The organism is Novacetimonas hansenii JCM 7643 (assembly GCF_000964405.1).
GTDB classification, from domain to species: domain Bacteria; phylum Pseudomonadota; class Alphaproteobacteria; order Acetobacterales; family Acetobacteraceae; genus Novacetimonas; species Novacetimonas hansenii.
Window position 1 is genome coordinate 1 of sequence record NZ_BANE01000072.1, and the last position, 22,278, is coordinate 22,278.

The following is a 22,278-nucleotide window of genomic DNA, read 5'->3' on the forward strand; positions in this document are numbered from 1 at the left end:
ATGCCCGACCCATACGGCATGGCGGACGGGGAAGGCCCCGCCGCAACCGGCGCGCCGCCACCGGGCGAGGGGGGGGGCGATGCCTATGTGCAGGTTCCGGTCTCCCGCCTTGATGCGCTGTCGGGGGCGGTACATGACCTGATGGGGGTGGCCGAACGCCACGACCGGTTATGGGAACGTTTCAGCGACCTGCTGCGTGACATGCGTGCGCTGGCGCATGCGCCGCAACGGGTCCATGCCGATCCTGTTGCGCTGTTTTCGCGCATGACGCGACGGCTGATGGCCATCGGGCGGGAACATGAACTGATGACCGGGCAGGCGGATCGCGCCCTGCTGCGCCTGGGCGAGGATGTGCATGCCATCAGCCTTGTGCCTGCCGGGACGGTGTTCGGGTCGCTTGCCGCGATGGCCCGGCGCATCGCGCGTGAACATGGCGGCCCGCAGGCACAGGTGGAGGTACGCCTGCGCGGGATGGAAGTACAGGCCGAACGCCGCGTGATGCAGGCCCTGCGCGATCCGGTGTTGCATCTGCTGCGCAACGCGATCGTCCATGGGCATGAAAGCCGCGCGCAGCGGCTGAAGGCTGGCAAGCCGGAACAGCAGACCATCACGCTGACGGTGACGCTGACGGGGGTGCGCCTTCAGGTCAGGGTCAGTGACGACGGGTGTGGCCCCGACCTGAAGGCGATTGCCGCGCGCGCGGTGCGTCAGGGCATGATCCATGTCGATGCGCCGCTGGACGCGCGGCAGTTGCTGGCGCGGGTGTTCGAACCCGGATTTTCCACCCGTGCGCATGTCGATCACCTGGCCGGGCGTGGGGTCGGCCTGTCGATCGTGGCAGAGGCCGCGCGTGCATTGCACGGCACCGTGGCGATGGAACAGGCACAGCCAAGCGGCACGGTCGTGACCCTGACGGTGCCTGTGTCGCAACGCCAGCGCACCGTTTTGCTGGTGGAAAATGGGGAACAGATGATCGGCCTGCCGGGGCGTGTTATCCGCCACCTTCTGCGGGTGATGCGCGATGATATACGCATGGTCGATGGCTGTCCGTTCGCGGTCCTGCCACGTTCTGGCATGACGGGCGTCCCCCCCGGTGGCGATGGCGCGCCGCCGGATGATGAGGCGCTGGTGCCCATCGTGCCGCTGTCGGCGTTTGTGGGCGATGATGCGGGCACCGGCTACCTGCCGGTGCGCAGTGGTGCCGTCACGGTCGCGGTGATGGAGGTCGATGGCGTATCGTGCGGTTTTGCCGTCGAACGGATGGTGGAGGTGCGGACGCTGCTGATTTCCGATGCGTCCGCCGTTGGACTGGACAGCGAACTGGTTCCCGGCATCGCCTGGCCGCGTGAGGACCGGCCCGTTTTCGTCATCAGCCCCGACCGCCTGTTCGAACGCTGGCGCGCGCGGGGCGGGCGGGGGATGCATGTGGCGCCTGCCCCGCCGCCACAGGCCACGCCAGAGGCCCGGCGCGCGCCGCTGGTCATGGTGGTTGATGATTCCATCACCACACGGACCTTGCAGAAGACGATCCTGCAGGCCCATGGTTTTGACGTGATGCTGGCGGTGGATGGGGAGGAGGCGTTGATGCTGCTGTTGCAGTCGTCGCGTCGGGTCGATGTGGTCGTGACCGACGTGGAAATGCCCCGCATGGACGGTTTCGCCCTGCTGGCGGCCATCCATGCCGACCCGCGCCTTGCCACCATCCCGGTCGTGCTGATGACATCACGCGATAATGACGAGGAGATACGCCGCGGGCTGGAAGGCGGCGCACGTGCCTATATCACCAAGCAGAAATTCGATCAGGGCGAACTGCTTGAGACGATACGGGGACTGTTGTGAGCCACGCGCCCGTCATGCCGACGCGCTCGGTCCTTGTGGTGGAGGATTCGGCCGTCCTGCGCCACCTTCTGTCACACAGCATCCGTGCCGACGCGCGCCTGCGCCTGATGGATGCGGTCGAAAGTGCGGAAGAGGCGATCCGCCTTGTCCCGCATCTGCGCCCGGACGTGATTTCCATGGATGTGTGTCTGCCCGGCATGGACGGGCTGGAGGCGACGCGCCGCATCATGGCGCAATGCCCCACGCCCATCGTCATCGTCAGCGACGCGCTGGATGCGCAGGTGTCGATGAATGCGCTGCGTTCGGGGGCGCTGGCGGTGATCGAAAAGCCGCGCGGCCTGACATCGGATGCCGGACGCGCCGCCGTCGGCGCGATTACGACACAGCTTTATATCATGAGCCAGGTGCCCGTGATCCGCAGGCGCCTGCTGACGGCGCAGGCACCGCACCCCGCGCCGGTGGCGCCGGTACCATCATGGACGGTGCCGCCGCGTATCCTTGCGCTTGCCGCGTCCACGGGGGGGCCACGTGCCTTTGCGCAGGTATTGGGGGCGCTGCCGGTCGATTTCCCTGTGCCCGTTGTGGGGGTGCAGCATATGGGCGGCCCGTTCATGGAGGGATTTGCCCATTGGCTGGACCAGCAGGTTCCCATGCCCGTCGCACTGGCGCGCCATGGGGAGACGCTGCGCCGGGGGCATGTCTATATCGCGCCGGGCGACCGGCACCTTGCCATCGGGGCGCGGGGGGAGGCGGTCGTGCTCGATACCTCGCCACAGCAGGGGCAGCGGCCATCGGCGTCGGTGCTGTTTTCCTCTGTCGCGCGGGCCTTCGGACGGGGGGGCGTGGGGGTGCTGATGACCGGAATGGGCGAAGACGGGGCGCGGGGCCTTGGCGATATGCGGCGCGCGGGTGGCTATACCATCACAGAGGATCGCAGTACCGCTGTCATCCATGGCATGCCGGGTGCGGCGGAACGCGGTGGTGCGACCTGCATCAGCCTGCCGCTGCCTGACATTGCGCCACATATCGAACGGATCATGGCCGACAGCGCCGATCCCGCCGGGGGCGTGGCATCCCCCGCACGCCAGCCCCCCGGATGATACAGACCACGGAACATGACCCGATCATGACAGTACAGCCCGATGATGAACGCCCCGCCACCGTCTTGTTGGTGGAGGATTCGGACACGCAGGCCCTGCGCATCCGCCATATGCTCCAGGGGCATGGGTTCAGCGTGGAACGTGTTGCAAGCGGGGAGGCCGCGCTCGATACCCTCGACAGCCATATCCCCGACCTTGTGATCGCGGATTATCACCTGCCGGGCATGAATGGCGGGCAGCTTGCGCGGCAGTTGCGCATGAACGCGGTGACACGCACCATCCCGGTCCTGATCCTGACCGAAGGGATCGAGCCGGGGTTGGAGCGCGAAGGGCTGGAGAGCGGGGCGGACGCCTATGTGCCCAAATCCTCCGACTCCGCACTGATTGTTTTTCGCATCCGCGCGCTGCTGCGTGAATATGCGGGTAATGTGCGCGCCCGCCCTGGGCGCGTCTTTCGCCGCGCGCGCATTCTGGTGGTTACGCCACGCCATGATGCAACCACCGATGGGGGCCGGGTCGGGGCGCTGATCGACCTGTTGCAGCGTGACGGGCATATCGTGACCATCTGTGGTGATCCCGCGCATTTCGACCGTCAGATGCTGCTGGACCCCGAATGCGCGCCGGATTGCGTGGTGGTGGACCTGACGGTGGGTGGGATGGATGGCGTGGTCTTTTGCCGCAGGCTCGACGAACTGCGTCAGGAGGTGCTGATGCGGGGCGGTGTGCCGTTGCGTATCCTTGCCATCAGTCCGCCCAGCCCGGACCAGCGGGAATTTTCGGCCCGCGTGTTCGAAACGGGTGTGGACGACCTTGTGCCCGATGATGTCGCCCCTTCGGTACTGGCGCTGCGTATCCGGGTGCTGGTGCGGCGCAAGCTGCTGCAGGATGACGTCCGCCGTATCGAGGTGGAGCGCCAGAACCGTGAGATCGCGGTAAAGAGCGCGCGTGCCGAAGCCGCGGCGATTGCGTCAAAGGCATCACTGGCAGAGGCGCTGGAACAGGCGAACCGTGAACTTGCCGATGCCAACCGCAAGTTGATCGAGACGCAGGGCAAGCTGGTGCAGACCGCCAAGATGGCGTCGCTGGGTGAACTGGTTGCGGGCATCGCGCATGAAATCAACAACCCGCTGGCCTTCATCCTGGCGCATAAGGATACCGTCGCACGCGGGCTGGACCGCGTTATGGATATGGAGGAGAGCTCGACGGATACAGGCCACGGGGCGCGGGGGGCGATCTTGCGCAAATGCCGTGATCGCGTGGCGTCAATGAACCTTGGGTTGCGCCGTATCCAGAATCTGGTGCTGAACCTGCGCAAATTCTCGCGACTGGACGAAGGGCTGTTCCAGGTCATCGACGTGCCGGAGGCGCTGGAGACGGTGTTGGCGCTCCTGACGCAGAAACTGGGCAATGGCATTGCCGTACATCGCGACTATACCGCGCCGGAGCGGCTGTACTGCCAGGCCGCGCTGCTCAATCAGGTCATCATGAATATTATCAGCAATGCCGCCGATGCAATTCTGGAGGCGGCGGAACGTGATAATCCCTTGTCCGACATGCCTGCGCAGGGCCGGATCGACATCCGCACCGAACTGCGCCGCGAGGGGGAGGGCGGAACCCCTGCTTACGTCTTTACGATTTCGGACACCGGCCCGGGTATCGCGCCGGATGTGCAGGAACGTATTTTCGAACCCTTCTTCACGACCAAGCCGGTCGGGGCGGGAACGGGGCTGGGGCTTGCGATCGCCTATGGCGTGGTGCAGGCCCATCAGGGGACGCTGATGGTCACAAACCGCGAACAGGGCGGCGCGCAGTTCACCATTTCGGTGCCATGGCGTGCGCAGGAGGCAGAAGACAGGACCGATGGGCAGGCAGGCAAGGCATGATGGGAAAGACGACGATATGACAGAACAGGCCCCGCGTCCCGTCATCGTGGTGGTGGATGACGAACCCGAAATCCTTGTCGCCCTGACGGACCTGCTCGAAGATTCCTTTAGCGTCGTCGCCACCACCTCCCCTGTGGAGGCGCTGGAGATACTGGCGCGGCGCAATGATGTCGATGTGATCGTGTCGGACCAGCGCATGCCAGAGATGGGCGGCGATGTCATGTTGGCGCGCGCGCGCGAAATCTGCGACGCGCAGGCGATCCTGCTGACGGGATATGCCGATATCGGCGCGGTGGCTGCGGCGTTGAACCAGGGGCGGATTTCCTTTTATTCGCACAAGCCATGGGACCCTGACGCCCTGCGGGCGATGATCGTGCAGGCTGCGGATTACCACCGGCTGGAACGCGAACTGCGCACCGAACGGCAACTGCTGCACGGGTTGCTTAATAATATGCGTGCGGGCCTTGGCTTTAAGGATGCCGAAGGACGCTTCGTGCGCATCAATCATCAGGCGGCCGATTTCTATGACCGTGACATCGCCACCTGCCTTGGTCAGCGTGAAGAGGATCTGTGCGATCCCGTGCTGCTGCCCGCCCTGCGCGCGGCGGAAGAGCGGATGCGCGACGAAGGCCGCGACGAGGCCGCGATCGAACTTCCGCCGCAGGTGGGGCGCACCCATGGCCGCTGGCGCGAGTTCACGCGTGTCGTCCTGAATGACGGGGAAAGCCCCGATGTCTATTCCGTGGTCATCAACCGCGACATCACCCGGCAGCAGGAAATGGAAGGTCGCCTGCGTCAGGCGGAGAAGATGCAGGCCCTTGGCACCATGGCCGGCGGGATCGCGCATGATTTCAACAATCTTTTGACGGCGGTGCTGGGATCACTGGAACTGGCCCATGAAATGCTGCCCCCTGAGGAGGGCGCGGTGCTGCGCCTGCTTGACAATGCCACGGCGGCGGCGCGGCGCGGGGCGTCGCTGACGCGCAGGTTGCTGAATTTCAGCCGCCCACGCGATCTCAGCCTGGAGCCGATCGACGTGAACGCCCTGCTGCATGGCATGAAGGACCTGCTGGCGCAGACGGTGGTGTCGCGGCAGGACAAGGCCCTGCCGATGCCGTGTTCCATCATCGTCGATACCGCCGCATCCGATGGGGGCCTGCCGCCCGTATGCACCGATGCGGGGCAGCTTGAACTTGCGGTGCTCAACCTGTGCATCAACGCGGTGGACGCCATGCCCGATGGGGGTGTGATCCGTGTTTCCACCGCGCTCAAGCGTGTGCGTGAGGTCGTGGCGGGCACGAACCTTGTGCCCGGCAGTTATGTCATGGTGTCGGTGCAGGATCAGGGCATGGGCATGTCGGAAGAAACGTTGGCGCGCGTGTTCGAACCGTTCTTTACCACCAAGGATGTGGGGCGTGGCACGGGGCTTGGCCTGTCCATGATCTATGGCTTTGTCCGCCATGTGGGGGGCGAGGTCCAGGTCCACAGTACCCCCGGTGTGGGAACGCGCGTGGACCTGTGCCTGCCGGTGCAGGATGGAACCGTGCGCGAGGGGAAGGTGGACGAGGCCGTATCTTCCATCATGCCCGACCGGCCGCTGCGTATCATGGTGGTGGATGATGAACCCGGTGTGCGCGCGGTCACGGCCGGGTTCCTGCGCGCCCGTGGGCACGAGGTGCATGATTATGCCGGGGGGAAGGCAGCCGTCGCCGCCCTGGAGGCGGGATTGGGCCCGCTGGACCTTGTCATCATGGATGTGATGATGCCCGAAATGGGGGGGCAGGAAACGGCACACCGCCTGCAGGCGATCCAGCCGGGGCTGAAGGTGCTGTATCTGACGGGGTATGCCAATCTTGGCACCCTGCCAAAGGGGGGGAATGTCATGCACAAGCCCTTTACCCGCGCGGGACTGGCGGAACAGATCGGGCGAATCATGCGTGGCGGGGGGGACGCCGGTGCGCAGGCAGGGCATGGATGACGTCCATCCCCCTTGTGCTGCGGGGCAAATCTCCTATTTCTTCATGATATGCAAGATCATCATGTAAATCCCCACGATCCGATTGGCTGGCACGGCACAACCATCCTGTGCGTGCGGCGTGATAACCAGGTGGCGATGGCTGGCGATGGCCAGGTGACGCTAGGTGCGACCGTCATAAAGGGCAATGCGCGCAAGGTACGCCGCATCGGCCCATCGGGCAGCATCCTTGCCGGCTTTGCCGGGGCAACCGCCGATGCCTTTACCCTGCTCGAACGGCTTGAAGCCAAGTTGGAGAGGTATCCCAACCAGCTTGAACGCGCCTGCGTCGAACTGGCGAAGGACTGGCGCACCGACCGTTACCTGCGGCGGCTGGAGGCGATGATGGCCGTCGCCGATGCGGATCATTCCTATACCCTGACCGGTAATGGCGATGTGCTGGAACCTGAGGACGGCATCATCGCCATCGGGTCCGGCGGGAATTACGCCCTGTCGGCGGCGCGTGCGCTGCTGGGTATCGACGGGTTGGGCGCGCGTGAAATCGCGGAACGGTCCATGAAGATCGCGGGTGATATCTGCGTCTATACGAATTATTCCGTCACGGTTGAAACGCTGGGCGGTGATGTGGACAAGGGACAGGCATGATGGAAATCCCCAACCATTCCCCGCGGGAAATCGTCTCGGAACTCGACCGTTTCATCATTGGCCAGACCGACGCCAAGCGTGCGGTGGCCATTGCGCTGCGCAATCGCTGGCGCCGCGCGCAATTGCCCGAGGGCCTGCGTGATGAGGTCGTGCCCAAGAATATCCTGATGATCGGCCCGACCGGGTGTGGCAAGACCGAGATCGCGCGTCGCCTCGCACGTCTGGCGCAGGCGCCGTTCCTGAAGGTCGAAGCCACGAAGTTCACCGAAGTCGGTTATGTCGGGCGGGACGTGGAAAGTATTGTGCGCGACCTTGTGGAGGTCTCGATCAACATGCTGCGTGACCTGCGGCGTCGCGACGTGCAGGCCAAGGCGGAAATGGCGGCGGAAAACAGTCTGCTTGATGCGCTGGTGGGCGAAGGCGCGTCGGCGGATACCCGCAATAAATTCCGCCGCATGCTGCGCAATGGTGATCTGGAAACCAAGGAAGTCGAGATTTCCGTGACGGAGGGACCATCCCCGTCGGGACAGGCGGACATGCCGAACATGACGCCGGGTACGGTCATCAACTTCTCCGACATGATGAAGGGTTTCATGAACCGCGTGCCCCAGCGCCGTCGCATGACGGTGGCAGAGGCCCGCGCCGCCCTGACGCGTGAGGAAGCGGACAAGATGCTCGATACCGAAACCCTGACGCGTGAGGCCGTGGCCCATGCGCAGGATCACGGTATCGTCTTCCTTGATGAAATCGACAAGGTTTGCGCCCGTGGGGCCGAAGGCGGCGCGCGTGGCGGCGATGTCTCGCGTGAGGGGGTGCAGCGTGATCTGCTGCCCCTGATCGAGGGGACGACGGTTTCGACCAAATATGGCCCCGTGCGCACGGACCATATCCTGTTCATTGCATCGGGCGCGTTCCATATCGCCAAGCCTTCGGACCTGCTGCCCGAATTGCAGGGGCGCCTGCCGATCCGTGTGGAGCTGTCCTCGCTGACGCGTCAGGACCTGCGCCGTATCCTGACGGAACCCGAACATTCGCTGCTGACGCAGTATATCGCGCTGCTGGGCACGGAAAAGGTGACGTTGCGCTTTACCGACGATGCGGTGGATGCGCTGGCTGAACTGGCGGCAGATATCAACGAACGGGTGGAAAATATCGGTGCGCGCAGGCTTGCGACCGTGATCGAGCGGTTGCTGGAAGAAGTCTCCTTCACCGCCACCGACCGGGCGGGACAGAGCGTGGAAATTACTGCCGCCGATGTCCAGGAAAAGGTGGCCCCGCTGGCGCGCAAGGGCGACCTGAGCCGCTTTATCCTGTAAATCCCCACGAGACTGGCAGAATGTTTTTGGACGCCGCCTTTTTCGAAGAAAGGGCGGCGTTTTCCCTGAAGCCTGTTGGAAAAAGCTTCACCAAAAACTTCTTTATGATTTGCAGGCATGCCTGTGGCGAGCAAGAGGAAGAATATGACGGATCCATTCGTAAAGCCCGAAGACGATACGGCGGCAGATGCGATTGCGGCGATTGCCGATGAACTGGCGCTGTTCGATGACTGGATGGATCGGTACCAGTACATCATAGAACTTGGCCGCAAGCTGCCGCCCTTTCCCAAGGAATGGGCAAATGACGCGCACCGCGTTCCCGGATGCCAGAGCCAGGTCTGGCTGGAGGCAAAGGACATGGGCGATGCCCTGTTCCTGGCCGGGGCATCGGACGCCGCCATCGTGTCGGGGCTGGTGGCGTTGCTGTTACGGGTTTATTCCGGGCGCAGCAGGGCCGAAATCCTGCAGACCGATCCGGGGTTCCTGCGTGAACTCGGTCTGGTGCAGGCTTTGTCCACCAACCGTGGTAACGGGGTGGAGGCGATGGCCCGCGCCATCCGCAAGGCCGCGGCCACGCAGGACGTGGCCTGAACGTCGCTTACGTCCACACCCCGTTTGGGGGGGGCGGGGCAATGCGGTCATTACCCCGTCACAGGCACGCAATGCGTGTCCTTAGTATTCCTGCACGACGTCAAAGCCCGCCGCGTCCACTGCATTGGCAAGCGTGTCGGGATTGACGAACGTATCGTCACACAGCACATAGGCTTCGCCCTTTTCAAGGGAGACTTCCACGTCACGGACACCTTCGACCTGTTCGAGGGAGCGGCGCACCTTGGCCGCGCAGCCGTCACAGGTCATGTCTGATATCTTGAGGGTGAATTTTTCCATCTGGAACTCTTTCCTTACGTCGTCGTGGGCAATGTCGTGGCGCGCCATCGGTTCAGCAACAGCGAACTGGTGACGACCGATACGGAACTCATGGCCATGGCGGCCCCGGCGATGGCGGGGTCCAGCATGCCCATGGCCGCCAGCGGGATGCCTATTATATTATAGATGAAGGCAAAGAACAGGTTTTGCCGCACCTTGCGCAATGTGGCGCGTGACAGGGAAATCGCGTCAAGTATCCCGCCAAGATTGTCACGCATCAGGATCACACCCGCGGATTGCACCGCGATGTCCGATCCGTGGCCCATGGCGAAACCGATATCGGCCATGGCCAGTGCTGGTGCGTCGTTGATCCCGTCGCCCACCATACCCACCACATGGCCCTGCCCACGCAGTTTTTCAATCTCTGCCGCCTTGTCCTGTGGCAGTACGCCCGCGATGAAGCGGTCCATGCCCAGTGTCCGGGCGATTGCGGCGGCTGCCTGCTGGTTATCGCCCGTCAGCATCAGGGTGGCGATCCCGTCGCGGCGCAGGGCCTCGATACAGGCCGGGGCTTCGGTGCGGAGGCTGTCGCTCAGTGCGATATAGCCCACGATTCCCCCCGAATCCGCCACGCCAATAACCGTGTGTCCCTGCTGTTCCAGGCGGGTGACGGTGTCTGGCATGTCCGTATCGGTGCCTGTCCCCACGAAATGTGGCGCGCCGAGACGCAGCCGTTCGCCCTGTGCCGTCCGTCCCTCTATCCCGCGACCGGGCAGGGCGGTGACATCATGGACCGCAATGGGGGCAATACCCTGCTGGCGGCCATGGGCGACGATGGCGCGGGCAAGGGGATGTTCCGAGTCCTGTTCCAGCGCGCACGCCATGGCCAGCAGACGTTGCGCGTCATGCCCCGGCAATGGCGAGATTTCGCGCACTTCCGGCTGTCCCTTCGTCAGGGTTCCGGTCTTGTCCAACACCAGAAGGTCGATCGTATGGGCATGTTCCAGCGTGTCGGCGTCACGAAACAGCAGCCCCGCGCGCGCGCCACGACCGGTGGCGACCATGATGGCCGTCGGCACCGCAAGCCCGAGCGAGCATGGGCACGCCACCACCAGTACGGCAATCGTTCCCGTCAGTGCTGTCGCCGCATGCCCATGAACCATCCATCCCACGATGAATGTCAGCAACGCGATGCCCAGCACGCCGGGCACGAAAATGGCGGAGATCCGGTCCACAAGCTGCTGAACCGGATCGTGGGACGCCTGCGCGCGCTGGACCATGCGCACGATCTGCGACAGTGTGCTGTCGGCCCCCACATGTTCGGTACGCACGCGCAGTACGCCGTTCTGGTTGAGGGTGGCGCCAATTACATGGTCATTGACCGTGCGCGCCACAGGCACGCTTTCGCCCGTCATGGCCGACTGGTCCACGTCGGATTGTCCGGCAATGACGATCCCATCGACGGGAATGTTCTCGCCCGGGCGCACGACAACGATATCGCCAACGCGCAGGGCGGCGACGGATATGTCGCTGACCTGCCCGTCGCGTTCGACATGCGCGACCTTGGGTTGCAGGCGCAGCAGGCCGGCGATGCCCGCGCGCGTCTGGTCCCGCGCCCGTGCCTCCAGCAGGCGGCCAAGCAGCACGAGCGTGATGACCACCGCGCTCGATTCAAAATAGACATGCCCGGAAAGGGAGAACAGCCAGATGACCGTACTCGACAGCCACGCAACCGTGGTGCCCAGCACGACCAGCACATCCATGTTCGCCCCGCCACCCCGGACGGCCTTCCATGCCTTCTGATAGAACGGCCAGCCACACCCGAACTGCACCATGGTCGCCAGCAGGCATTGCAGCCACAGGGGCAGCATGAAATCCATCCGCCCGGAGACCATGTCCACCATCCCCAGCAGCAGAGGCAGGCTCAGTATGGCCGACAGCGCAAACATCGCCCATTGCAACCGCAGGGCCGTGGCATGGGCGTGTTCGCGTGCGGCGGTATCGTTATCGGATATGGCCGTTGGCGCCTGCACCGGTGCGGCGTCGAACCCGCCCTTGCGCACCTGCGCGATCATGGCAGGCAGGTCCGCAAGGCCGGGAACATAGGTGATATCCGCCTGTTCCGTGGCGAAATTGACATGTGCGCTGACGCCGGGCAGGCGGTTGAGCAGTTTTTCAATCCGGCTGGCGCATGCCGCGCAGCTCATCCCCGTCAGTTGAAGCGACAGGGCCTGGGTGGGGATTTCAAATCCCGCCTTGCGCACGGCCTCGAACACGGGGGCGAGGGCGGCTGTGGTGGGGGGCTGTATAAGGCCGACCGTGGCCTGCGCGGTTGCGAAATTCACGCTTGGCGTTGTGCCGGGTACGCGCCGGATGACTTTTTCGATCCGGCTGGCGCAGGCGGCGCAGCTCATGCCTGTTATGGGGAAGGTAACAGCCGTCTGCGTTGCCGTGGCCATGACTTCATTCCTGAACTGTCACGCCTGATGGAAACTGGCTGTCGATTGGCGCGTGACCCTGATGTTAGGGCGGGCGGGGCCCAATGCAACCCCGCCCGCGCCAGTGTTATGTGGACGCCAATGTTAGGTAACCCGTGTTAGGTAGCCCGCGTTCATGACCAGTCCCCGCGTCACAACCCGGATAATGTCGCAGGGCAAGGGCACACGAATATGCGTCAGTCCACCGTGCTCATGCGGGTTTCATCGACGAACTTTTCGGTATCATCATCGATCTTGCGCGATTTGCGCCCGGAGGGGCCGTGTACATACAGCGTTTTGCGGTCGATCTTCTGATTGGTCCCCTCGGGCTTGACCGGCATTTCATAAACCGGCTTGCGCGCATGGTCCGCCATCTGAAGGGACGGGTTGAAGACCGAGTTGAACTTCCAGATCATGGTCAGGAAGTTGGTCTGCCCACGCAGGGCAAGGCGCAGCGCAATGCCCAGCGTGTCCTTGATCGCGGCCCAGCCCAGATGCTTGTTGTTCAGCACCTGTTGCGTCTTTACCAGTTCCTCATAAAACTCGCGCAGGGGCAGGGTAGTCGGCATGACCGCGTGCTGGATATCGAACAGGCGATAGTCGCGTGTCGTCAGCTTGCGCGATTCGCTTTCCCAGATCTCTGTGCCGGGATAGGGGGTCGTGACCGACAGGTTGACGATGTCGGGGATTTCCAGGCACCACTGGCGGATGACCTCGAAACGTTCCCGGTCCCATGACGGGTCGGCAATCAGGTTGATGGCGACGATCAGGTCGAGCGAGCGGGCGTAATCCAGCGCTTCGAAATTGCGGTCCATCGACACACGCTTGCGGAAACGCTTCAGCCCCTCGGCATCAACGGCTTCAAGGCCGATGAAGATATAGCTGAGGCCGATATCCTTCCATTCGCGGAAAACTTCCTTGTTCCGCAACAGCACATCGGCGCGCGTTTCAAGGTAGTATTCCTTCTTGATGCCCCGGCGGCGGACTTCGGCTGCGATCGCCATGCCATGTTCGGCATGCACAAAGGCCACGTCATCAACGATGAAGATGCCGGGCTCCTTGATCTCCTGAAGTTCCTGCCCGATCACTTCCGCACTGGCGGTGCGGTAGGAGCGGCCATAGAATGTCCATGCGCTGCAGAACGTACAATCCCACGGGCAACCCCGTGCGAATTCGATGGAGGCGGCAGGGTCCAGCGTCCCGATGAAATACTTGCGGCGGTGGCGCAGCAGGTCACGTGCGGGGCGCACACCATCAAGGTTTTCGACAAAGATGGGGGGCGGGCCGTCGCCCTCCATCGTCACGACGCCCGGAACGCCAAGCAGGTCTTCGCCCTTTTCCCAGGCTTCGAGCAGGAGGCCCACTGTGGCGTCGCCTTCGCCCTTCAGGACGCAGTTGATCGCCCCGTCGGAAAGCGCAAGCACATCGCGTGCGATGAAGGAAATCGAATGGCCGCCGATGAACAGGAAAACATTGGGCAGGCGTTTACGCGTTTCCTTGCACAAATCGATGATTTCAGGAACGTTCGCAAGGTAATTGCCCGAAAAACAGATCGCATGCGGGCGGAATTTCTCGATACGTTCCCAGTAATCGTTGTGATTTTCCACCTGCAGGTCGATGATATCGACATCATGCCCCTTATCACGCGCGGCACCCGCGACAAGTTCCAGGCCCAGAGGTTCCAGTCGCAAAAATACCTTTGTGTACATCAGCGAACTTGGATGAACGGCCAGTAATCTCATTATTTCACCTCGGGCATGGGTGGGGCAGGGCTGGTGCGGACGTCCACATACGCAATCCAGAGGGAAATTTACAGACTTCCCACGGTGGTATTTGACGTTTTTATAAATCGCATCCAGTTATAAAAAAACCGGATAAGATACGAAGGGTGACAATATAAGACCATAATGTCACCCAATTCGCAGTTATATCACCTATGCACTGAAGATATACCGGCAGTCGTCCGGGCCCTGGAATGGCGGTCGGGCGGGCGGGACGTGAACCTATGCGAAAAACGAAGGGCTGGGCTGGGGGCGTGCCTGCGCGGGCCTATCGCCACAAGCACTTTCATGTCACACTCTGGCGTTAACCTCCGGGGGCGAGATGAAGCGCAAGACACTGCGAAAAGTGACGGGTCCATTGATGCTGCTGGCATGCGGCGGTGCGATGGCGCTGGGTGGATGTTCCGCCGAAATCGGGCGTATGCCGTATGAAAGTGACGTCCGCTGCCTGCGTAAGGAACTGGGGACGCAGATGCATCTGAGCTTCCCCCTTGCCGCCAATACATGCCAGCGCATGACCGATCATAATTTTGCGATCGGTTCGAAAAACCCGCAGCCCATCCCGCTGAACCTGCATAATGCCCCTGACCTGCAAAAACAGGCGGACGAATACGGATACAGCTATACCCGCTGACCCACGCCGCAACGGGAATGGTGCTGCGGGCGGGCTGCGTCAGTTTTCCAGTTCGCTGTCCCAGTAAAGATAGTCCCGCCAGCTTTCGTGCAGGTAATTGGGCGGGAAGGAGCGTCCGTTATCCTGAAGCAGCCAGCTACTGGGCTGCTGTGGCGTGCGGGAGGGATACATCCGCAGTTCATGCGGCATGTATGATCCCTTCAGCAGGTTGCACGGGCTGCATGCGGTTACGACGTTTTCCCATGTGGTGCGTCCCCCCTTTGAACGGGGGATGACATGATCGAACGTGAGTTCGTGTGTCGGCAGGCGCGTGTCACAGTACTGGCATGAAAAATTGTCGCGCAGGAATACATTGAACCGTGTAAACGCCGGGCGTCGGGCGGTCTGGATATAATCCTTCAGCGCGATGACGCTGGGCAGGCGGACTTCCTGTGATGGGGAATGTACGACTTCGTCATATTCGCTCAGGACGGAAACACGGTCGAGCCATACCGCCTTGATCGCGTCCTGCCATGACCATAGGGAAAGCGGGAAGTAGGACAGGGGCCGGAAATCGGCATTCAGGACGAGGGCCGGGAAATGTTGACTGTCAGAAAGCACGGGCGCATCCTTGATGTGATGCCGCCACACAAGTCTTCAGGCGTCCTTTACTTTGAACCGAACGCCGATCATGTGCGCCGTCATGAAGTAACTGCCCTGAATCTATTGCAGACCTCTTTCCATGTGGCAAGGGAGGGTGCGTGCGAATATTCGCGAACCCTGTTCCGGTATCTGCGGGTTATATGGAAAATGTCGATGCTACTTGACTGTTATCGTGTGGAAAATGCCTGACATAACCCGTTTCGCCCCCAGCCCCACCGGGGGGCTGCATCTGGGGCATGTCGCGTCCGCCCTGTCGGGATGGCAGTCGGCAAGCGAGTCGGGGGGCCGTTTCATGCTGCGGATCGAGGATATAGATCCCGGCCGCTGCCGTGATGTGTTCGCCCACGACCTGATGTACGACCTGCGCTGGCTTGGGCTGGACTGGTCCGAACCGGTGCGATGGCAGTCGCGTCACCTTGCGGATTATGCGGCGGCGCTGGCTGGTCTTGGCGCGCGGGGGCTGGTTTATCCATGTTTTTGCACCCGGCGCGATATTGCCGATGAAATCGCCGCCTCCGCGCATGCCCCGCATCATGCGCCCGATGGCAGCGTGGTATATCCCGGAACCTGCCGCCATCTGTCAGCGGCGCGACGGGCGGCGTTGCTGGCGGCGGGGGCGCCACATGCAATGCGCCTGGACATGGGGCGTGCGCTGTCGGTGCCCGGTGCATCCGATCTGACATGGCATGAACGCGGGCAGGGGCGGCAGCGCTGTCATCCTGAACTGTTCGGTGATGTGGTTCTGGCGCGCAAGGACGTGATGGCGTCCTATCACCTGTGTGTGACGCATGACGACGCGTTGCAGGGCATTACGCTGGTGACGCGTGGGGAGGACCTGCGCCCGGCCACATCGTTGCATCGCCTGCTGCAACATCTGATGGGCTGGGCGGAACCTGAATATGCCCACCATGCGCTGTTGTGTGATGAAACGGGACGCAGGCTGGCCAAGCGTGACCGGGCCATGACCATCGCCGCGATGCGTGCCGCAGGGATGAGTGCGCGTGCCGTGCTGGCCGCCGCGGGCTATCACGGTCCTGTCATGGGCTGAACGGATGCCGCCTTTATGCGGGCAAGGGGCGCGAAACATGGGCGTGGTGCATTTGTGCTGTTTTCACGATGGCGGCTTCGCACTAGGGTTTGCAACCGACGTTCCAGCAAGGAACGGTAACTTCATGTCATAATGGATCTCGGTCTCATGGATCTTATCGCCGCGCGTCTTGACAGGATCAGCCCCAGCCAGACGATCGCCATTTCCACCAAGGCACGTGAACTGAAAGCCGCGGGCAAGGATATCATCAGCCTTTCGGCGGGCGAGCCCGATTTCGACACGCCCGCCAATATCAAGCAGGCAGCCATCCGCGCCATCGACGATGGGCAGACAAAATATACCGACGTTGCCGGAACCCCTGCATTGCGCAGGGCTGTTGCCGAACGGTTCCGCCTTGATTCGGGGCTGGATTACACGTCCGATGAAATCATCGTCTCCAACGGGGGCAAGCAGGTTATCTATAACGCGATGGTGGCAACCATCAATCCGGGGGATGAGGCCATCATACCTGCCCCGTGCTGGGTTTCGTATCCCGATATCGTGGCCCTTGCCGAAGGGACGCCGGTGGTCGTGCCATGCATGGCCGAACATGGGTTCAAGCTGCGTCCTGCCGACCTGGAGGCCGCGATTACGCCACGCACGAAATGGCTGCTGCTCAATTCACCGAACAACCCGACGGGCGCTGCCTATGACGCACAGGAACTGCGCGGGCTGTGTGATGTGCTGTTGCGCCATCCCGATATCTGGATCCTGACCGACGATATTTATGACAAGCTGGTGTATGACGGGTTCACACCGGCCACCATCGTGCAGGTCGAACCCCGCCTGCGGGCGCGCACCGTCACCATGAATGGTGTGTCAAAAGCCTATGCCATGACCGGCTGGCGGATCGGTTTTGCTGGCGCGCCGGTCGAACTGATCCGCGCGATGAACAAGCTGCAGGGGCAGTCCACCTCTGGCCCGTCCTCCATCAGTCAGGCGGCGGCGCTGGAGGCCGTCAGTGGCCCGCAGGGATTCATCGCGGAAATGGTTGCCACCTATCAGAAGCGGCGCGACCTTGTGGTCAGCATGCTTAACCAGGCATCCGGCCTGCAATGCGCAACGCCGGAAGGGGCATTCTATGTCTTCCCGTCGCTGCGTGGCTGCCTTGGCAGGACCAGTGCAGGCGGCGCGCGGATCGACAGCGACAAGGATTTCGTGACCGCCCTGCTTGATGAAGAAGGGGTCGCCGCCGTCCATGGCAGTGCGTTCATGTTCGCGGGGCATTTCCGCATTTCCTATGCCACCGACACCCAGAGCCTGACAGAAGCATGTAAGCGCATACAGCGCTTCTGCGGTGGCCTGCGCTGAGACGGGATCGGAAAACGTCATGACAAGCAGTACTGCAACCGCCACCGACGGATTTCTGGCCGGGTGCATGGATCGTCTGGAAACCCCGGCGACCATCGCGATGGCGCAGCGCGCGCGCGCGTTGAAGGCCCGGGGGGAGGAGGTACTCTCCCTCGCCCTTGGGGAGCCCGACTTTCCCACGCCCGCAGGTGTGATCGAGGCCGCCCATCGCGCGGCCCTCGACGGGCAGACGAAATACCCCCCCGTGGAGGGAACGCCCGCGCTGAAGGCTGCGATCATCCGCAAGTTCGCGCGGGAAAACGGCCTGACCTATGAACCGTCGGAGGTCATGGTTTCCAACGGGGGCAAGCAGGTCATCTTCAACGCCTTCATGGCCACAATCAATCCGGGGGACGAGGTGATCGTCCCGCGTCCGTACTGGGTCAGCTATCCGCTGATGATCAGCCTGTTTGGCGGGGTGCCGGTCTTTGTGGACTGTCCAGAGGAAAATGGTTTCCGTCTGGATGCGGCGACGCTGGAGGCGGCGATTACCCCACGGACCAAATGGCTGGTCCTGAATTTCCCCAACAATCCCACAGGTGCGACCACCACGCGCGCGGACCTGGAGGCGGTTGCCGAAGTCCTGCGCCGTCACCCGCGCGTGCATGTCCTGTCGGACGAGATTTATGAACATCTTGTCTATGACGGGCATGCCCATGTTTCGATTGCGCAGGTGGCGCCGGACCTGAAAGGACGTGTCCTGACGCTTAATGGCGTATCAAAAGCCTATGCCATGACCGGTTGGCGCGTGGGATATGTGGGTGGTCCCGCCCCGTTGATCCGCGCGATGAGCGGTATCCAGAGCAGTTCGACATCGGGCATCTGCTCCATCAGTCAGGCCGCGTCGGTCGCGGCACTCGACGGGCCGTCGGGTGTGGTGGAAACGATGCGCCAGACATATGACCGCCGTCGGCGCATGGTGGTGGATGCGCTGCGCCAGATCCCGGAACTGACCTGCGCGATGCCGCTTGGCGCGTTTTATGTCTATCCGGGGATTGCCGCGTGCATTGGCCGCACCAGTGCAGGTGGCCGTTATATCGGAACGGACGAGGATTTCGCCATAGCCTTGCTGGAGGAACAGCATGTAGCCGTTGTTCACGGCAGCGCATTTGGCAAGGGGCCGTACCTGCGCCTGTCCTATGCCACGTCCGATGAAATTCTGGTGGATGCCTGTGGTCGTATCGCAACGTTCGTGGCGGGCCTGCAAGGGTGATATCGCAGGATAAGAACCCGGGGGATGTTTCGAAACCATAACAGCCCCTGATCGGTTTTTTGCAAAATCTGCGCAAAGGCGTCGCCTTGTTGACGGAACAGGTGACGCCCGGAAACTGTCATGTCCTGCATGCAGGACATGACATTCAGGGTATGAACTGTCCTTAACCCGATGCCCGTCCATCGGTGGCAGGGGGGGACAGCACGAAAATTCCTTCTGTCAGCAAGGTCGGCAGGAGGAATGCCGCCCCCGGCAGGCCGCACAGCCCCATGGCCACCGCAGTTGCGATCATGGCCGTTATATAGGCAAGCCGCCCGCCAACACGTTCCGCCATGACAAAGGCAAAAGCCCCACCGACCCCGGTGATCGCGCCAATCGCGGTGCGCCATGGGTGTTGTCCGGCGCCATGGCCCATGCTGTCGATGATCTGGCTCAGGGCAGAGGATTGATCTACCGAGGTGCCGCTCATGCCGAACATAAGGGAAAATGGCAGGATCAGGACGCTCAGCACATCGCGCAGCAGGCCGACAAACCCACTGACAAGCGGGATCAGCAGAAGGATGGCGACAGACGAACTGGTGCTTAACGCCACGATCAGCAGGCCGATGCGCCGCTGTTGTCCCGGTGTTATCGGATGATCATGCATCCGCCGTGCCTTTCCGTGCCGGATATCGTGTCGCAGGCATGCCGCATGGATATGGCCCCATCGTGGGGGCCGGTTGCGGGGCCGGCGAAATGACGCCCTGAATCATGAATGTCCTGCGCCATGAATAACCCGGTGATGACCCGGCGATGATCCGGGTCATGAACGCCCCCGCCCATGAGCGTTCCGGGTCATGATGGGTTTATTTCTTGCGGATCCACCACTTCACGGGTTCGTCTTCGTCCTCTTCCGTTGCGACGTTTTCAACCGCAACGGTCGCACGGCGTGGCTGTGCCGTAATCCTGGCCTTGCGTATTGCCGCGTTTTCTTCCTTCAACCGGTCAATCTGCGCCTGTGCGGCATAAAGCTCGGTCTTGAGGCCGAGGATTTCCTCATTCTTCTGCGCGATCGTGTTCTTGGCTTCGCCAAGCATGATTTCCGCATGCCCGATACGGGTTTCCAGACCACGCAGGTTGCCCTGTGCCTCATGGCGCTGGCGTTCGGCGGTTTCACGCAACTTCTGCTCTATCTGAAGCTTGTTGCGCAACTGCTCTACTTCACCGTTACTGTCGGACTGTATGTGAAGTGTGCGTGTTGACGTCGGGCGTGTTGAAATATTCTGGTGTTCGACCCGGACGTCGCCATCCTGTACGAACTTGCGGCGTCGCGCCCCGGTTTCGGGCAGGCGCTGCTGCTGGCGTTTGGGCTGGGGCGCGCGCCGGGGGGCAGGTGACTGGGAAGAAGGTTTGTCCCTGTCCTGTCCCTTGCCAAGGCGTTCAAGCGCCTGACGCAGGGCCATTTCATTGACTTCGTCGCGGTGGGGGGAGGCGTCCTGTTCTTCTTCACCGGGGAAGGACAGGAATTCATTATATGATGACACGGTAAGACTCTTTGATAGATACAAAGCCGAGGATCTGGAGGATGGATATCAGCCACCAGAATAGGAAATTATTCCTAATGGGGATATTCCAAGATGTCGCACCTGAAAATGACTTCGTGACTATGTAGCCTTTATTCTGGAGGGAATGCAAGCATCCATCCCGATATTGCGACGTCTTCATGTTTTGCATGCACTGTGGGTGCTGTTTTATGGTGGAAGATCGCCCAGCGGCGATTTGAACAATATTCAGGACTGTCATTATGCTCTTCCCATATGGGGATGAGTATAGAAATATATGTTTCGATATGATTACGTCATATGTGTATCACACACTCTTGCAATGCGGCTTTTTTGTTCATGTTCTATTGAACCATGCTGTCATGAGGCGATAGCATCGCATTCGTGCCTGCGGTTTGCAGGTTGATGTGACACGCGTGTGGGGCATGCCCATGCAGGGCCTGGTTGGGGCCGGCGGCTGGCCCGCGAAGTGAATGGGTAAAGTGATGTCGGAAAACATGTCCCTTACGGAAAAGGCGCTGGCACGTCCGTCGTCCGTCCTGAAACAGGCGGGGGCACCATATGTGCTGGTGGTCATGGGGGTGTCAGGGTGTGGAAAGTCCACCTTTGCGCGGATGCTGTCCGAACGTATGGACTGCCCCCTTGTGGAAGGGGATGACCTGCACCCCGAGGCCAATATTACCAAGATGGCGTCGGGCACGCCCCTGACGGATACCGACCGGCAACCCTGGCTGGAACAGATCGGACAGCAGGTCGCGCAATGGGTTGACGCGCGCCAGATGGGGGTCGTCACCTGTTCGTCCCTGAAGCGCGATTACCGCACGACCATTTCAGGACGCCATGCGCAGGTATGCTTTGTCTATCTCAAGGGCAGCCGTGATGGCGTGGGGACGCGCCTGCGTGAACGCACCGGTCATTTCATGCCGGCAAGCATGCTCGACAGTCAGTTCGCGACCCTTGAGGAACCGCTTGATGATGAGGTCGTGCTGGAACTTGATGCCGCCGCCACGTGCGAAGACATGCTGGAGGCCGCATGCGCGGCATTGCGTGCGCTTGGGAAACCGGTGGGTCATGGCAACGGCATGGTGGAAAGCAAGCGCAACCTGACCTGATCAGGCCGAAAAGCTGCCGGGCATCCATGCGATGTCATCGCGCCCATCGGCGTTGAGATGCCGCCCAAGCACAAAGAAATAATCCGAAAGCCGGTTCAGGCAGGCGGGAATCCCCGGGGCAAGGGGGGTCATGCGATGCAGGCTGATCATCCGGCGTTCCGCGCGGCGGATGACCGTGCGCGCCAGGTGGGCCTGCGCCGCCGCCTGTGTCCCGCCCGGCAGGACAAAGCTCTTCAGGGCGGGCTGTTGCGCGCGCAGGCGTTCGATTTCGGCTTCGATCATCGTCATTGCAGCCTCTCCGGCGGGAAAGGCATCTATTCCCTTGTCCGGTTGGCAGACGATGCCACCAATATCAAACAGCAATGACTGGATACGGCGCAGGAATGCCGCGTCGTGCGTCTGGGGCGGGCAGGTCGCACGCAGCACGCCGATGACGGCGTTGGCTTCATCCAGCGTGCCAAGAGCCTCAATACGCAGGTCGTCCTTTTCAACACGCGCGCCGTTGCCCAGCGATGTCTGTCCCTTGTCGCCACCGCGGGTTACGACCCGGTCGATCCGAATGACCATGAATTCTCTCTTGGCGTGAAGTGATGCGTGGGCCGAATGGGCCGATTGAAAGTAACCTGCGGATGGAAAATAATAAAAATTTTAAAGTGCTAACTTATATCCGCAAAAGGTCACGCTCTGCACGACCCCACGTTGCCTGAAACTTTTAGAGAGTGTTTGAAAACAAATCATTGATAAAAAATAAGAAAAGTTTTCGGGTGCCGCTTTTTGATCGAAAAAGGCGGCGTCTTCTGAAGCTTTTTGGAAAAA

Annotated in this window: 19 protein-coding genes; 12 read left to right on the top strand and 7 right to left on the bottom strand. The window is 61.8% G+C overall.

Features of this window, described 5'->3' with window-relative positions; translation table 11 throughout:
- The 7 genes from B7G66_RS05895 to B7G66_RS05925 all read left to right on the top strand — a co-directional run.
- Window positions 1-1,839 (top strand): response regulator (locus B7G66_RS05895; protein WP_048858916.1); only part of this gene is annotated, 1,839 nt, incomplete at its 5' end.
- A gap of 14 nt (window positions 1,840-1,853) precedes the next feature.
- The gene (cheB, locus tag B7G66_RS05900; RefSeq protein WP_048858919.1) at window positions 1,854-2,939 is read left to right on the top strand and encodes a chemotaxis-specific protein-glutamate methyltransferase CheB; all 1,086 of its coding nucleotides are present in this window, start codon (window positions 1,854-1,856) and stop codon (window positions 2,937-2,939) included.
- Window positions 2,940-2,965: 26 nt separating this feature from the next.
- On the top strand, window positions 2,966-4,822 hold the full coding sequence (locus B7G66_RS05905) for a response regulator (protein WP_048858920.1): 1,857 nt from the start codon (window positions 2,966-2,968) through the stop codon (window positions 4,820-4,822).
- Between the two features lie 16 nt (window positions 4,823-4,838).
- Window positions 4,839-6,800 (top strand): ATP-binding response regulator, encoded by a 1,962-nt coding sequence (locus tag B7G66_RS05910; protein ID WP_040512448.1) that lies wholly within the window; start codon window positions 4,839-4,841, stop codon window positions 6,798-6,800.
- 48 nt (window positions 6,801-6,848) lie between these two features.
- On the top strand, window positions 6,849-7,442 hold the full coding sequence (hslV, locus tag B7G66_RS05915) for an ATP-dependent protease subunit HslV (protein ID WP_003620905.1): 594 nt from the start codon (window positions 6,849-6,851) through the stop codon (window positions 7,440-7,442).
- Window positions 7,442-8,758, top strand: coding sequence for an ATP-dependent protease ATPase subunit HslU (gene hslU, locus B7G66_RS05920; RefSeq protein ID WP_003620903.1), 1,317 nt, complete (start codon window positions 7,442-7,444; stop codon window positions 8,756-8,758). Before hslV ends, hslU begins: the two co-directional genes overlap by 1 nt.
- A gap of 144 nt (window positions 8,759-8,902) precedes the next feature.
- A complete protein-coding gene (locus B7G66_RS05925) occupies window positions 8,903-9,349 on the top strand; it encodes a SufE family protein (RefSeq protein ID WP_003620901.1) in 447 nt (148 codons plus the stop codon).
- An 81-nt stretch (window positions 9,350-9,430) separates the two neighbouring features.
- Here the strand turns inward: B7G66_RS05925 and B7G66_RS05930 are convergent, their stop codons facing one another.
- The 3 genes from B7G66_RS05930 to hpnR all read right to left on the bottom strand — a co-directional run bounded on the left by B7G66_RS05930 (window position 9,431) and on the right by hpnR (window position 13,844).
- Window positions 9,431-9,646 (bottom strand): heavy-metal-associated domain-containing protein, encoded by a 216-nt coding sequence (locus tag B7G66_RS05930; RefSeq protein ID WP_003620898.1) that lies wholly within the window; start codon window positions 9,644-9,646, stop codon window positions 9,431-9,433.
- A gap of 14 nt (window positions 9,647-9,660) precedes the next feature.
- The gene (locus B7G66_RS05935) at window positions 9,661-12,084 is read right to left on the bottom strand and encodes a heavy metal translocating P-type ATPase (RefSeq protein WP_003620896.1); all 2,424 of its coding nucleotides are present in this window, start codon (window positions 12,082-12,084) and stop codon (window positions 9,661-9,663) included.
- A gap of 215 nt (window positions 12,085-12,299) precedes the next feature.
- Window positions 12,300-13,844: a hopanoid C-3 methylase HpnR gene (gene hpnR, locus B7G66_RS05940; protein ID WP_003620893.1), complete on the bottom strand. Its 1,545-nt coding sequence runs from the start codon at window positions 13,842-13,844 to the stop codon at window positions 12,300-12,302.
- Between the two features lie 361 nt (window positions 13,845-14,205).
- Between hpnR and B7G66_RS05945 the strand changes: the two genes are divergently transcribed.
- The gene (locus tag B7G66_RS05945; protein WP_040510932.1) at window positions 14,206-14,517 is read left to right on the top strand and encodes a hypothetical protein; all 312 of its coding nucleotides are present in this window, start codon (window positions 14,206-14,208) and stop codon (window positions 14,515-14,517) included.
- A gap of 39 nt (window positions 14,518-14,556) precedes the next feature.
- On the opposite strand, the gene B7G66_RS05950 is transcribed toward B7G66_RS05945, so the two are convergent.
- The gene (locus B7G66_RS05950; RefSeq protein ID WP_040512445.1) at window positions 14,557-15,117 is read right to left on the bottom strand and encodes an HNH endonuclease; all 561 of its coding nucleotides are present in this window, start codon (window positions 15,115-15,117) and stop codon (window positions 14,557-14,559) included.
- Between the two features lie 223 nt (window positions 15,118-15,340).
- Here B7G66_RS05950 and gluQRS point away from each other — a divergent pair, with 223 nt between their 5' ends.
- The 3 genes from gluQRS to B7G66_RS05965 all read left to right on the top strand — a co-directional run bounded on the left by gluQRS (window position 15,341) and on the right by B7G66_RS05965 (window position 18,809).
- The gene (gluQRS, locus tag B7G66_RS05955; RefSeq protein ID WP_003620888.1) at window positions 15,341-16,207 is read left to right on the top strand and encodes a tRNA glutamyl-Q(34) synthetase GluQRS; all 867 of its coding nucleotides are present in this window, start codon (window positions 15,341-15,343) and stop codon (window positions 16,205-16,207) included.
- Between the two features lie 147 nt (window positions 16,208-16,354).
- Window positions 16,355-17,557, top strand: a complete 1,203-nt coding sequence (locus B7G66_RS05960) for a pyridoxal phosphate-dependent aminotransferase (protein WP_003620885.1) — start codon at window positions 16,355-16,357, stop codon at window positions 17,555-17,557.
- Window positions 17,558-17,576: 19 nt separating this feature from the next.
- Window positions 17,577-18,809, top strand: a complete 1,233-nt coding sequence (locus tag B7G66_RS05965; protein WP_080545532.1) for a pyridoxal phosphate-dependent aminotransferase — start codon at window positions 17,577-17,579, stop codon at window positions 18,807-18,809.
- Window positions 18,810-18,972: 163 nt separating this feature from the next.
- On the opposite strand, the gene B7G66_RS05970 is transcribed toward B7G66_RS05965, so the two are convergent.
- Together B7G66_RS05970 and B7G66_RS05980 are read right to left on the bottom strand one after the other, a co-directional pair.
- Window positions 18,973-19,455: a hypothetical protein gene (locus B7G66_RS05970; RefSeq protein WP_003620881.1), complete on the bottom strand. Its 483-nt coding sequence runs from the start codon at window positions 19,453-19,455 to the stop codon at window positions 18,973-18,975.
- A 199-nt stretch (window positions 19,456-19,654) separates the two neighbouring features.
- Window positions 19,655-20,332: a hypothetical protein gene (locus tag B7G66_RS05980; protein ID WP_003620877.1), complete on the bottom strand. Its 678-nt coding sequence runs from the start codon at window positions 20,330-20,332 to the stop codon at window positions 19,655-19,657.
- A gap of 515 nt (window positions 20,333-20,847) precedes the next feature.
- Between B7G66_RS05980 and B7G66_RS05990 the strand changes: the two genes are divergently transcribed.
- A complete protein-coding gene (locus tag B7G66_RS05990; protein ID WP_167613979.1) occupies window positions 20,848-21,462 on the top strand; it encodes a gluconokinase in 615 nt (204 codons plus the stop codon).
- Here B7G66_RS05990 and B7G66_RS05995 read toward each other — a convergent pair whose 3' ends face one another.
- On the bottom strand, window positions 21,463-22,029 hold the full coding sequence (locus B7G66_RS05995) for a cob(I)yrinic acid a,c-diamide adenosyltransferase (RefSeq protein WP_003620874.1): 567 nt from the start codon (window positions 22,027-22,029) through the stop codon (window positions 21,463-21,465).
- Window positions 22,030-22,278: the final 249 nt, after the last annotated feature.